The 12,852-nt window shown below is 48.8% G+C and carries 13 protein-coding genes; 1 reads left to right on the top strand and 12 read right to left on the bottom strand.

The features are described from left to right. Positions 1-25 precede the first annotated feature (25 nt). Positions 26-736 (bottom strand): GntR family transcriptional regulator, encoded by a 711-nt coding sequence (locus WCN91_RS04655; protein WP_342676825.1) that lies wholly within the window; start codon positions 734-736, stop codon positions 26-28. A 229-nt stretch (positions 737-965) separates the two neighbouring features. On the opposite strand from WCN91_RS04655, the gene rsmF reads away from it, so the two are divergent. Further along, positions 966-2,408, top strand: coding sequence for a 16S rRNA (cytosine(1407)-C(5))-methyltransferase RsmF (gene rsmF / locus WCN91_RS04650; RefSeq protein WP_342676760.1), 1,443 nt, complete (start codon positions 966-968; stop codon positions 2,406-2,408). A 478-nt stretch (positions 2,409-2,886) separates the two neighbouring features. Here the strand turns inward: rsmF and WCN91_RS04645 are convergent, their stop codons facing one another. From WCN91_RS04645 to fabD, 11 genes are all read right to left on the bottom strand, one after another. Next, on the bottom strand, positions 2,887-4,728 hold the full coding sequence (locus WCN91_RS04645; RefSeq protein WP_342676758.1) for an alkaline phosphatase D family protein: 1,842 nt from the start codon (positions 4,726-4,728) through the stop codon (positions 2,887-2,889). A gap of 20 nt (positions 4,729-4,748) precedes the next feature. Continuing rightward, positions 4,749-5,528, bottom strand: a complete 780-nt coding sequence (locus WCN91_RS04640) for a TatD family hydrolase (protein ID WP_342676756.1) — start codon at positions 5,526-5,528, stop codon at positions 4,749-4,751. A gap of 34 nt (positions 5,529-5,562) precedes the next feature. Further along, positions 5,563-5,889 (bottom strand): PilZ domain-containing protein, encoded by a 327-nt coding sequence (locus tag WCN91_RS04635; RefSeq protein WP_342676754.1) that lies wholly within the window; start codon positions 5,887-5,889, stop codon positions 5,563-5,565. 13 nt (positions 5,890-5,902) lie between these two features. Next, a complete protein-coding gene (gene holB, locus WCN91_RS04630) occupies positions 5,903-6,802 on the bottom strand; it encodes a DNA polymerase III subunit delta' (protein WP_342676752.1) in 900 nt (299 codons plus the stop codon). Beyond that, positions 6,802-7,425 (bottom strand): dTMP kinase, encoded by a 624-nt coding sequence (tmk, locus tag WCN91_RS04625; RefSeq protein WP_342676750.1) that lies wholly within the window; start codon positions 7,423-7,425, stop codon positions 6,802-6,804. Before tmk ends, holB begins: the two co-directional genes overlap by 1 nt. Further along, complete coding sequence (gene mltG, locus WCN91_RS04620; protein WP_342676748.1) at positions 7,415-8,404, bottom strand: endolytic transglycosylase MltG; 990 nt, start codon at positions 8,402-8,404, stop codon at positions 7,415-7,417. Before mltG ends, tmk begins: the two co-directional genes overlap by 11 nt. After that, positions 8,401-9,225 carry an aminodeoxychorismate lyase gene (gene pabC / locus WCN91_RS04615; RefSeq protein ID WP_342676745.1) on the bottom strand — a complete coding sequence of 275 codons (825 nt, stop codon included), beginning with the start codon at positions 9,223-9,225 and terminating at the stop codon, positions 8,401-8,403. Before pabC ends, mltG begins: the two co-directional genes overlap by 4 nt. An 82-nt stretch (positions 9,226-9,307) precedes the next feature. Beyond that, complete coding sequence (gene fabF, locus WCN91_RS04610; RefSeq protein ID WP_342676742.1) at positions 9,308-10,546, bottom strand: beta-ketoacyl-ACP synthase II; 1,239 nt, start codon at positions 10,544-10,546, stop codon at positions 9,308-9,310. A gap of 84 nt (positions 10,547-10,630) precedes the next feature. Continuing rightward, positions 10,631-10,867: an acyl carrier protein gene (acpP, locus tag WCN91_RS04605; protein WP_010374019.1), complete on the bottom strand. Its 237-nt coding sequence runs from the start codon at positions 10,865-10,867 to the stop codon at positions 10,631-10,633. Between the two features lie 242 nt (positions 10,868-11,109). Then, entirely contained in the window at positions 11,110-11,856 is a 747-nt protein-coding gene (fabG, locus tag WCN91_RS04600; protein WP_342676739.1) for a 3-oxoacyl-ACP reductase FabG, read from the bottom strand. Positions 11,857-11,868: 12 nt separating this feature from the next. Beyond that, positions 11,869-12,798 (bottom strand): ACP S-malonyltransferase, encoded by a 930-nt coding sequence (fabD, locus tag WCN91_RS04595; RefSeq protein WP_342676737.1) that lies wholly within the window; start codon positions 12,796-12,798, stop codon positions 11,869-11,871. Between the last annotated feature and the right edge of the window lie 54 nt (positions 12,799-12,852).

The following is a 12,852-nucleotide window of genomic DNA, read 5'->3' as shown; positions in this document are numbered from 1 at the left end:
ACTCCTGCTCTTTAAACGGTTGCGGTTATTGCGCCGCGTTAAATTTGTTTTCTATGTTATTCATTGAATAGCCGATATGTCGCTTCATCAACATTTCAGCCAATTCACCATCACGATTTTCAATAGCATTAATAATCGCCAAATGCTCATCGAACGCTTTAGAAACCCGAGGGCCCGTCATCCCCATTTGCACTCGGTACATACGAATAAGCTGGTATAAATCGTGAATTAGCAAATTAAATAGGTGCTCGTTTTTCGACCCCTTAATAATGCGATAGTGAAAATCCAGATCGCCGGCCTCTTGGTAATAAGACTCCCCTTCTTTCACTCTTTGCTCATTAAGGTGCTTGTTTAACAAGGCTTTAATATTGGCTATTTCCTCGTCGGTCATATTCTCTGCGGCAAGCCGACAGGCCAAACCTTCGAGGGAAGCACGCACCTGATACACCTCGATAAGGCGCTCCGGCGTCAAGGCCACCACGCGACAACCTACATTGGCTTTGCGCTCAACTAGGTTGCACGCTTCTAAACGGTTTAGGGCATCGCGCAAAGTTGCCCGCGATACACCGTAACGTTTTGCCAATTCGGGCTCGGAGATTTTCGACCCCTGCGCTACATCTCCCTCGACAATAGCGCGGCGTAGCTCCACAAAGACTTGATCTACTGCGGTTGTCACCTGGTTTTGCGGCTCTATTGATTCATTGGCCGCTGATTCATTGGTCACGGATTGATTAATCACGCCTTTCTCAAATTGTCGACAATCTTGGCACCTACTATGGGAGAGCTTGGGGATATTGTCAACCGTACCCACCTTATATTGTCGACATAAATCCTATTTATATCGATTCAAACTAACCATTTGTGTAAATTACGAACAGATGTGTCGACACTTTAAAAACCTCGGCATTAACAATAACGATGCGATACACTATGACCAGATTATTTGCCCGTCATTACCCCTATCTATGAACATCAATACCTATATCCCTGATGCTTTTATTGAAGACGTTAAAAGCTATTTGCCCGAACACCTTGAACTAGAAGACTTTATTAACGCCTGCCAAACACCGCTAAAACGCGCGGTACGGGTTAATACGCTAAAGATGTCGACCGCGGAGTTTGAGCAAGTATGTAGTGAGCGCAACTGGCAAATCACCCAGGTGCCCTGGTGTGAAGAGGGTTATTGGTTAGAGCGCCCCGAGCAGGAAGAAGAGGCCCTGCCCTTGGGCAGAACCGATTTGCACTTAAGTGGCTGCATCTATGTGCAAGAGGCCAGCTCTATGCTGCCACCTACAGCACTTAAAGATGCCTTAGACAATGCCCACACGGTACTGGATATGGCTGCGGCCCCGGGCAGCAAAACCTCGCAACTGGTCGCCATGCTTAATAATGAAGGTTTCTTGGTTGCCAACGAATATTCCTCGTCACGTTTAAAGGCACTGAGCGCCACCCTAAAGCGCGTCGGTGCCCATAATGTTGGCCTGACCCATTTTGATGGCGCCGTGTTTGGCGATTATATGCCAGAGATGTTCGATGCCATTTTATTGGATGCCCCTTGCTCTGGCGAAGGCACGGTGCGTAAAGATGCCGATGCGTTAAAAAACTGGTCGCTGCAATCGAATATAGATATCGCCGAGGTACAAAAATCGCTGATCAAAAGTGCTTTCCATGCCCTTAAGGTTGGCGGCACCTTGGTTTATTCCACCTGTACCTTGACTCCGGTAGAAAATCAGGCGGTGTGCCAGTACCTGCTCGATGAGTTTGATGGCTTAATGGCAGTAGAGCCGCTGAATGATTTGTTTATCGGTGCCGAAAAAGCGGCAACACAAGAAGGCTATTTGCATATCTGGCCTCAGCTGTTCGACAGCGAAGGTTTCTTTATTGCCAAGTTTAAGAAAACCGGCGCCAAAGCGGTGAGCGAGCCAAAGCGTAAAAAAGGCGCTTTTCCTTTTACGCCAATGCCAGCGAAACAACTGCAAGAATTTATGCAGTACCTGAAAAAACAATTTGGCATTACCGCCTTGCCCGGCACAGTCCATAGCCGCGATAAAGAAGTCTGGCTGTTTCCGGATGTAGAAAATGAGCGCTTATTAGAAACGGTAAAATATTCCCGCATAGGTATCCTGATCGGCACCACACACAAAAATGGCGTGCGACTTGAACATGAGTTTGGCAGCTGCTTAGGTAAACTGGCGAGCAAAAACACCCTTGAATTAACCGCCGAGCAAGGCGCCGATTACTTTAACGGCAAAGATGTGCGCCTAAGCGAGCCAAGTTCGGCTCAAGGTGAAGCGATCATCCGCTTAAATGGAGCTAGTGTCGGTCTTGGTAAGTGGCAGAAGAATAAAATAAAAAACTCCCTGGCTCGGGATCTGGTGCTGGATGGTCGGTTAATAACTTGGGAATAACTTGGGTATAAACCGTATAAAAAACACCTGTTATTTTTACAGTTTTTCACACAGGCCAGTAACATACTGTTTTAAATGCACTTTAATCTTGTTCATTTATTTCACTTTTTGCAGCGCGTTAACTACAATTAAGAAGACTTTCTCTTCTCCCGTACGAATGTGAACAGTTTATTTAGTTAGCGCACGGCTCATCAAGAGCCATTCCCCTAGGCCCAGGACAATGCGGATTCGTCCTGGGCGTTTTTTATACCAATTCACTTAAATAGCTAATCATTCTAGCGGGCTAAATATCGTGCTAACGGTGTTGGAATTTTTATATGTAGAATAACTACATAGGAAAAATTCCGCCTTGTTATCACATCATTTATCCAGCGCTATATCTGATCACATACTTAACAGAATTGGTATTATACCACCTTTAAATTTTCAACTTTAATTTCAATAAGTTGTGAGGAATTCTTGCGGCTTTTTTTGGACCTTAATCGAGTTCATACTCGGTGCAGCTGCCATCACTGTGTAGCAAACGATAGCGGCTTAGCTCGCCCTGCTCCAGCTCAATCAAGCTGATCGCCGCCTTGCTCACCAAATGTTTTTGCGGCCCCGTGGTGGTATCGTGCTTATCGACCTTCATCTGCCAGCGTTTAGTAAACATATTCAAGGGGCTGCGCGGGGAATAGAGTATAGAGTCAAGCTTATCCAAAAAGTTGATCAGCTTGCGGGGAAACTCATTTTTAATGCCACTGGCGGTCAGCTGCCAAATACGGTTATCACGCTCGCCAAAGCGCGCTTTGACTGAAAAGCAAAAGGAGTAATGCACATCGCCGGAGAGAATGATGGTTTCTTCCGGGGTTTCCATGCGCCTAAAGATATCCAGTAACTTTTTCGCCGAGCCCTCATGGGCCATCCAGTTTTCACAATCCACCATCAGCGGCTTGCCGCACAGAGTAAAGAGCGCCTGTATCGCCTCGATGGATTTCACCCCAAACACCGGCGCGGCGGAAACCAGCAACACCTTGTCACATCCTTCCAGGGCACTCTCCAGCTCGAGTAATCGCTCCCAGTCCAATAAGCCCGAGGGCTCATTAAAGTCCTGCTCATTACGCCATCTATGGGTGCGGGTATCGAGCACCACCACCTTGGGCACTGTCGGAAGCTCATAATGCCAGTAATCATAATGCAGTAAGGGCTTATACACGTCCTTCAAGTGCCAGTGATTATCTCGCAAGGCGCTATTGAGTAAGGAGAAAAATGGCCATTCCTGTTTTGCATCCGTATTACCCCAGCCCTGAAACAGAGCATAAGCCAACATGGCGTTACAAATAATGCCGCGGCTGGCGCCATGGGTGTACACAGCCTGCTCCCAATTGGCGGTCAGGTTCCAGTCATCGGTCACATCATGATCGTCGAAGATCATCAAGGTGCTGGTATGGGCCAACAGCCGCGCTACCTGAGTCTGACTGGCGGCAAATTTGCACAAATGCTCACGCTCAGCGCTAAACTGGGCATGCTGAGGGTGCTCAGAGGCAAGCTCTAAACGGGCAAAGTCGACCAATTGCCAACACGCAGCGCTAAAGCTCAATAAGTACAGGGCGATAAATTCTTCAAAGTGGATTAAATGGTTGGCACTTTTAATGCTGCTAAAGTGCGGCTCGTCTTTGCGCAGCCAATAGCCGCTATGCCACTTTGACAGTTTTTGCCAGGGGGTTTTCGGCAGCAAGTCGGCGCGTTGATAGAGCTCATCCACAACCTGCTCGCTCACAGCCAACAGTGGCGAAGATTCGGTATAAATACCCAATTTGGCAATCAACTGATGAATCGCCATTAACATGGGACCGGCAACATCATCGGCATACACCTGATCGCCTGAAAGCAAGAGTAACTGCGGACGCTGAGTCTCGCTGCCCTGCTCCATTGAGCGTGCCAGCAATTCGTCTGCCTGCACCAGGGCATCGTCACTATAATGATGGGGATTGCGACAAGAGCCGTGCAGCACTGAGTGTAATTGCTGAGGTATTAATAAACTCGGGCTGGCTTGGCCACTGTAGCAAAACGCATTTAAATCAATACGCTCTAGGCCATCAAACAGCTGGTAGGCGATGGCGGTATCGCTTACAAAGGTGCCGCTTACGGGCGTCAAGGTTAAACTATAAAGGTATAAATGCTCGCCCAGGCGGCACATGTCTACCCGCTGATAAAGCTCAACCCCGCTTAACTCTAATCTTGGGTTGATCGCCTTAGAGGTCGCCAGTTGCAGGCGAATAAGTTCGGGCTCGGCGCGCCGTAGCAAAGGGCCAAACAGCAGCAGAGGAAGTTCTGTCACAATATTGGCCCCATCAATCCTTAACGCCTGTTGATACCGTTAAACAAACGATAAAAATTATCGGTTGTGGTACTGGCCAGCTCTTTATAGCTCACCCCTTTAAGGTCGGCGATAAAATAGGCCACATCCTGCACATAGGCGGGTTGATTGGTTTTACCCCGGTGCGGCACCGGTGCTAAATACGGCGAGTCGGTTTCAATCAGCAGGCGATCCAAAGGCACCTGCTTGACCACATCCCGTAATTGCTCGGCATTGCGAAAGGTGACTATACCCGAAATGGAAATATAAAAGCCCAGATCCATGGCTTTTTTAGCCATATCCAGGTCTTCGGTAAAGCAATGCAGCACCCCACCGCAGCGCTCGGCATTATGTTCACGCATCAGGTTTATGGTGTCTGCTTTGGCATCTCGGGTATGAATGATCAGCGGTTTATTAATCTCATTAGCCACCTGAATATGACCAACAAAGCTGTCTTGCTGCACTTGTTTGGTGTCGCCGCTGTAGTAGTAATCCAGACCGGTTTCACCTATGGCTACCACCTTGTCATGCACCGCCAAACGGCGCAGCAGGTCGATATCCAAGGCATCTTTTTGATCTAAAGGATGGACCCCGCAGGAAGCGGAAACATCATCAAAAGCGGCTATTTTTTCCAACATTTGTGGAAACTGCTGCAAGGTCACGCTGACACATAAGAAGTGTTCAACATCATTGGCACGTGCCTGAGCTAATACACTCGGCAAATCTTGGCCGAGCTTATCGAAGTCCAACCTATCCAGGTGGCAGTGGGAGTCTACAATCATGTGTTACTGCAATATGAATGTAAGGCCAAAGGCCTTACATGGTGTACGTGGGATGGCCGGAGTTTAACATGGTTCCAAGCATCTTTTCGATTTTATCACGCAGATGCACTTTGTCGTCTATAAAGCCAATGCCGATTCCCGGCGGGTTCGAACTCTGAGCACCAATGGGGGTCACCCATACCACCTTGCCTGTGACCACCTCTTCTTCGAGGGAGTCGGGTAAGCCCACGCGCAGCGCCAAAGACTGACCCATTTCATAACTCATATTGGTGCGTACAAACAAACCACCGGTTTTTAGATAAGGCATATAACAACGATATAATTCATCCAGATCATCTAATTCTACAAGTAATTCTTGCACAACGGCTCCTTTGTTATCCTAATTCTTGCTTTAATACACGTAACAGCTGTGCCAATGCTAAGGACATATTTAGCCCTGGAGTTTGCGTTACCTGCTCACTAAAGTGTTGTAATTGCCTATAACAGCGCTCAAAAGCCGTAAAGCTTAACCCCTGCTGAGACTTATGTAATAAAAACTGGCTGACGAACAGCCTAAAGATAGCAATATATTGTGAGTTTTGCGCCAAAATATCAACCAGCTTTTGCTCGTTACCCGCCAATTGCTGTTCATACAGCGCTTGGTATAAGGTTTGGATTTGCCCTAGTTCATCGTTTTCCTGCCATTGGCGTAACAATAAGGGCTGAGTTTTAAAATGTACGGCAAAGGGCTGTTGTATCGCTTGCGCGGCATGGTTCTGCAGCCAGGTATCCAAAACTTCATTGTCCTGAACCGCAATCTGTTGCTTAGCGCAGCGACTCAAGATGGTGGCCGATAAATTGGCGGTGCCCGGGCTTAATAACCATAAATAACAATGATTATTGGGCTCTTCCAGAGTTTTCAACAAGGCATTGCTCGCCGCTACCGTCATGCGCTGGGCATTTGGAATAATCACGCATTTGGCGCCGCCTTGCTGGGCACTGTGTTGGATAAAGTCACTGATAGCACGTATGGCATCCACACCTATGCTGCTGCCCTCGCCGCTGAGCATAAGTAAATCCGGATGGGTGCCGGCGGCGATTAGCTTACAGCCCTTACATTGGCCGCAGGGCTGCATCTGCAGCGGCTGTTCGCACAGTAGCGCCTGACTGAGCTGCTCGGCCAAGGCGCGTTTTCCCACGCCCTCTAAACCATGTAGCAGATGGGCATGGTGCAATCGCCCTTGCTGCTGCTGTTGGGCATACTGTTGCTGTACTGCGCTTAGCCAGGGATACATTATTGCTCCGCTATAAAGGGCACAAGCACATCGGCAAGGGCTTGGTGCACCTGCTCCATGCTTTGACTGGCGTCGATAATATAGATGCTGTCATCCGCATGAGCCAAGGCCAGATAACGCTCTCGGGTGCGGATAAAAAACGATAGATCTTCCTGCTCAATGCGATCCAGCTCACCACGGCCTCGGGCACGCTCAAGGCCCAGCGCCGGGTCGATATCCAGATACAAGGTCAAATCCGGGCGCAACCCGTCTAATACATATTGGCCCAAAAAGTCCAAGACTTCGGCGTCAACCTCGCGGCCACCACCCTGATAGGCCTGGGAGGATAAGTCATGGCGATCCCCCAGCACCCAGGTATCTTGCGCCAACGCCGGACGGATCACATTTTCCAGCAACTGAGAGCGCGCCGCATACATAAGCAGCAATTCGGTTTGGGTGCTGATTTGCTCACCCTGACATTCCTTTACCACACTGCGCAATTGCTCGGCTACAGGCGTACCGCCTGGCTCCCGCGTGGTGATAAAGTCGATACCGGCATTCTTTAATAGCTCGGCACAGACCTTCATGGCGGTGGACTTGCCACTGCCTTCAAGGCCTTCAATCACAATAAACTTAGCTGTCATTTGCTCTTCTTAACTGATACTGGCGCACGGCGCGGTTATGTTCCGCGAGTTGCTTGGAAAATTGATGGCTGCCATCGCCCTTGGCGACGAAATAATAATAGTCCGACTGTGCCGGTTGCACCGCAGCTAAAAGCGCTTTGCGAGATGGCATGGCAATAGGCGTCGGCGGCAGGCCATGGATACGATAGGTATTGTACGGCGTCGTTTGACGCAGGTGGGCACGGGTAATATTGCCATCGAAATCGGGGCCGATCCCATAGATCACCGTGGGATCCGTTTGCAAACGCATGCCCTTGTTTAAACGATTTACGAACACGGACGCAATGAGTGGACGCTCGCCGGCCACGCCGGTTTCCTTTTCAATAATCGACGCCAAAATCAAGGCTTCATAAGCGTTTTGCAGTGGCGTGCTCTCGTCGCGTTGCTGCCAGATTTCGGCGAGCTGCGACTCCATTTTATTGTAAGCGCGCATCAGGATCTGCTCGGCATTTTCATGAGCATGGTAATGATAGGTATCGGGGAACAACTTGCCTTCGAAACGCTCATCCAAAGGCTGACTATTAAAGCTATCACCCCATTGCAACGGCGTGTTTACGTATTCGGACTGGGCCAAGCGTGCCAATACCTGACGTAAGTTGTCGCCTTCGATAATGGTGAAGCTGAATTCATGCTCCAGACCCTGACTTATCTGCCTAAAGGCACCCAGGGCTGTGCCCGGTACCAACTGATACACGCCGGCTTTTAAATCGGTCAGAGTAGGATCCAGCTTGGCGAGCACCTGCAGCGGCCAACACTGCTCGACCCATTGCTTTTGCTGCCACTGACGACATAACTGGTTAAAACCAGTGCCGCTTGGAATTTCAACTAATTGCATCTGCTCAATATTAATGGGTGCCTGCATGGCTTGACGCAATTGATAATATCCCGCAGAAGTAAGTACTAACGCCAGCAAGACAACGCCGACAGTGACCCTTATCATATCTTGATCCCTTGTTTTACTAGCAGGCTATGAGCGACATCCAAATTAAAGTCATGATGAGCAATGCGGGTAATGGGCACCAGGCCCATCAGGCTATTACAACAAAACACCGTATCCATAGACAATACCTGGGCCAAATTGAGCTGACAACGGATCACCGGCATACGCTCTTGCAGATGGGCTAAATACACGCCCTGCACTCCGGCCTGATCCAGGCTCGGTGTGTACCACTGTCCTTGCTTATACATCAGCAGATTGGCGCTGGAGGTTTCTATCACCTTGTCTGTGGTATCTAGCACCAGCAAGTCGTCGCTGTTTTTCTGCGCCGCTTCTTGCTTGATAAAGACTTGCTCAAGACGATTGAGGGTTTTTAGACCGGCTAATAAAGGCTGTTGCGCTAAGCGAGTTTTAGCCACAGAAAGACTCAGGCCTTTTTGCGCTATGTCTTTGTAGGCGTCGGGATAAGGCAACAAGCTAAGTATGCGCGTAGGCTGCACATCACTTGGCGGTGCATAACCACGCCCACCGCTGCCTCGGGTGTAGAGCACCTTAAGTACCGCTGGCTGCTCAAGGGGGTGTTCGCGGCTGCCCTCGCAAGTATTGAGCAGCTGTGCCACGTCCTGCTCAAGGGCGGCAAAGTCTAAATCCCCAAAGCCTAAACGGCGGGCACATTCACTTAAACGAGCAAGGTGTAAGGGCCATAGTTGCACCTTGGCGTTGACTACTTTGGCGGTAGTAAAAAAGCCATCGCCGTAGTTTAAGCCACGGTCATTAATATCGATTAGGTGCCCCGGCTGGCCATTTATAATAGTTTTAGTCATAAAAAAAGCTCGGTCATAACCGAGCTTATGTTACCAGCTTAGTCCTAACTTGGTCTACGCTGGTAGGCAGTTGATTTCACTGTTAGATCTTTTTAAATAGCAGTGAGCCGTTAGTGCCACCGAAACCAAACGAGTTACACAGCGCATAATCTAGTTTTACATCGCGCGCAGTGTGGGCAATGTAATCCAGATCGCAGCCTTCATCCGGGTTATCCAGGTTGATGGTTGGTGATACTTTTTGGTCTTGTAGCGACAGTACCGTGATGATTGATTCTACCGAGCCGGCAGCACCTAACAGGTGACCCATCATAGACTTAGACGAGCCTACCATCACTTTGTCGGCAGCGGCGCCAAAGATGCTCTTAACCGCACTGGTTTCGGCCTTATCACCCGCTGGCGTTGACGTACCGTGAGCATTGATATAACCCACTTGCTCAGCATTGATGCCTGCATCTTTAATAGCATTAGCCATTGCAAGTGCTGCACCGGCGCCGTCTTCTGGCGGCGACGTCATATGATAAGCGTCACCACTCATACCAAAACCAACAAGCTCGGCATAAATCTTCGCGCCACGTGCTTTGGCGTGTTCGTACTCTTCAAGTACCACAACACCGGCACCGTCAGACAGTACAAAACCGTCACGGTCTTTATCCCAAGGGCGTGACGCAGCTTGTGGATCATCGTTACGCGTTGACAATGCACGGGCCGCACTAAAACCACCCATGCCCATAGGCGTAGAGGCTTTCTCAGCACCACCGGCAACCATGGCATCGGCATCGCCGTAAGCTATCATACGTGCAGCATGGCCGATGTTGTGCAGGCCGGTTGTACAGGCGGTAACGATAGAAATGTTCGGTCCACGCAGGCCCTTCATAATAGAAAGGTGGCCTGAGATCATGTTGATGATGGTTGACGGCACATAAAATGGCGACAACTTACGCGGCCCAACATTTAAAAGTTTTTCATGGTTTTCTTCGATCAGTGTTAAACCACCGATCCCTGAGCCCACAGCAACACCAATACGTTCGGCATTGGCTTCGGTCACTTCCAAGCCTGAATCATCTAAGGCTTGAATACCAGCGGCGATACCATATTGGATAAACAAATCCATTTTCTTGGCATCTTTTTTCGCCATGTATGCTTCGGCATCAAAATCTTTGATTAAACCAGCAAATTTGGTACCAAAATCTGTTGTATCGAAATGGGTAATAGCACCAATGCCACTTTGACCATTCAATAAGCCCTGCCAGGTTGACGCTACATCATTACCCAGCGGCGTAAGCATACCTAAGCCAGTAACTACGACTCGACGTTTAGCCACGGTGTCCTCCAAAAAGGGAATAAAAGATGGGGGTCTCAGATAGACTAAGGGCAGCGGATGCTGCCCTTAAAAGAAATGCGTTGATTACTCAGCGTGAGCTGTAACGTAATCGATAGCTGCTTGAACTGTAGTGATCTTCTCAGCTTCTTCGTCTGGGATCTCAGTATCGAATTCTTCTTCTAGCGCCATTACTAGCTCAACAGTATCAAGAGAGTCCGCACCTAGATCATCAACGAAAGACGCTTCAGATTTTACTTCTTCTTCTTTAACACCTAGTTGCTCAACGATGATTTTCTTTACGCGTTCTTGGATGTCGCTCATTCTTCTTTCCTTTATTTAAACGCTACTGCGTTATTTTTCAGATTGCGGCGTAGTTTACGCAGCATATTTGTCTGATTCAAGGATTTGCCCTGAGTTTTTTCTCTGGTCAAACCTGTATCAAAGTAAAGTTGCACTTTTATCGCCCATTTTCGTAGCGATTTCAAGTATGTTTAAAGCAAGGTCACAAAAACTTCAATCTTTTTAGTCGAGTTTTTGTGACCTATTTTGGCTCAAATAGAGCCTTAAACCATATACATCGCGCCGTTAACGTGCAGAGTTTCGCCGGAAACGTACGCCGCCGCGTCAGACGCTAAATAGCATACAGCTGCTGCAATTTCATTCGGTTGACCAAGACGACCAGCAGGTACATTAGCAAGGGTTGCCGCCTTTTGCTCTTCAGTTAGCTCGTCTGTCATATCGGTTTGGATAAAGCCAGGAGCAACAACGTTCACCGTGATACCACGTGAGGCCACTTCACGAGCCAACGACTTAGAAAAACCAATTACGCCCGCTTTCGCAGCAGCATAGTTAGCCTGACCGGCGTTACCCATGGTGCCCACAACAGAACCTATGTTGATGATACGACCTGATTTTTTCTTCATCATAGGACGCAATACCGCTTTTGACAGGCGGAAGATAGACGATAGGTTAGTATCGATAATATCCTGCCATTCGTCGTCTTTCATGCGCATTAGCAGATTATCGCGTGTGATACCGGCATTGTTTACCAATACATCAATATCGCCCAGGTCTGCTTTAATCGCCGCCAAAGTTGCTTCGATTGACTCGCCATCGGTCACGTTTAGCTTATAACCCTTGCCGTTCTCACCAAGGTAAGCAGAGATATTCTCAGCACCGCCGTCGCTGGTCGCAGTGCCCGCAACTTTTGCGCCCTGCGCAACCAATTGCTCAGCAACCGCTTTGCCAATACCACGGCTTGCACCTGTTACTAGGACTACCTTGCCCTCTAGGGAAAATAAATTTGCCATTTTTGTTCTCTTTTATTTAGCTGCGTCTGCGCTAGCACTGTCGTTAACAGCACTGCAATCAAGGGTTTTATCAATTCGTTTTACCAGGCCGGTTAGAACCTTGCCAGGACCAAATTCAAAGGCCTGACTCACGCCCATTTTAACAATGGCTTGTACTGTTTCAGTCCAGCGAACCGGGCTGTAAAGCTGGCGCGCCAAGGCATCTTTAATAGCTTCAACATCCTGCTCGGCAGCCACATCCACATTGTTGATCACAGTAAATACTGGTGCGTTTAGTGCTAAGGTATCAAGGTCGCCTTTAAGCTGCTCGGCCGCAGGCTTCATCAGTTCACAGTGTGAAGGTACACTTACCGCAAGCGGCAGTGCACGCTTTGCACCGGCTTCTTTACAGGCTTCGCTGGCGCGATCTACGGCTTCTTTATTACCGGCGATCACCACCTGACCCGGAGAATTGTAGTTCACTGGCGCCACAACTTGGCCTTGGGCACTGTCGGCACAGGCTTTAGCGATAGCATCATCGTCAAGACCAATGATGGCCGCCATTGAACCCACACCAGCAGGTACTGCTTGCTGCATATATTGACCGCGCTTTTCAACCAGCTTAACGCCATCGGCTAAGCTCATTACACCGGCACATACCAGCGCCGAGTATTCACCTAGACTGTGACCAGCCAGTACCACTTCTTGCTCTGCACCGCCTAGCTGTTGCCAGTGACGGAAAATAGCCACTGACGAACACAATAACGCAGGTTGTGTACGGTGAGTTTGATTTAGCTCTTCTTCTGGGCCATTAAGCACTAGCTCTGCCAAGTCATAGCCAAGGGCTTGTGATGCTTCAGCAAAGGTGGCTTTCACTACCTCAGACTCGCTTAGTAGCTCAGATAACATGCCAACGCTTTGTGAGCCTTGGCCAGGAAATAATATTGCGATTTTTTCAGACATATGCTGCTCTTTCGTATTGTTTTAGCGATATTCGCGAATTTTGGCAGGCATTAA

The sequence above is a fragment of the Pseudoalteromonas qingdaonensis genome, assembly GCF_038739665.1.
Taxonomy (GTDB): Bacteria; Pseudomonadota; Gammaproteobacteria; order Enterobacterales; family Alteromonadaceae; genus Pseudoalteromonas; species Pseudoalteromonas qingdaonensis.
Note: the sequence above shows the minus strand (reverse complement) of the source record. Positions and strands in the feature narration are given on the sequence as shown.

Excerpts from the sequence above, each read along its gene's own strand:
- rsmF (WP_342676760.1), top strand. The coding sequence starts at position 966 with ATGAACATCAATACCTATATCCCTGATGCTTTTATTGAAGACGTTAAA.
- WCN91_RS04640 (WP_342676756.1), bottom strand. The coding sequence starts at position 5,528 with ATGATTGTAGACTCCCACTGCCACCTGGATAGGTTGGACTTCGATAAG.
- holB (WP_342676752.1), bottom strand. The coding sequence starts at position 6,802 with ATGTATCCCTGGCTAAGCGCAGTACAGCAACAGTATGCCCAACAGCAG.
- tmk (WP_342676750.1), bottom strand. The coding sequence starts at position 7,425 with ATGACAGCTAAGTTTATTGTGATTGAAGGCCTTGAAGGCAGTGGCAAG.
- mltG (WP_342676748.1), bottom strand. The coding sequence starts at position 8,404 with ATGATAAGGGTCACTGTCGGCGTTGTCTTGCTGGCGTTAGTACTTACT.
- pabC (WP_342676745.1), bottom strand. The coding sequence starts at position 9,225 with ATGACTAAAACTATTATAAATGGCCAGCCGGGGCACCTAATCGATATT.
- acpP (WP_010374019.1), bottom strand. The coding sequence starts at position 10,867 with ATGAGCGACATCCAAGAACGCGTAAAGAAAATCATCGTTGAGCAACTA.
- fabG (WP_342676739.1), bottom strand. The coding sequence starts at position 11,856 with ATGGCAAATTTATTTTCCCTAGAGGGCAAGGTAGTCCTAGTAACAGGT.
- fabD (WP_342676737.1), bottom strand. The coding sequence starts at position 12,798 with ATGTCTGAAAAAATCGCAATATTATTTCCTGGCCAAGGCTCACAAAGC.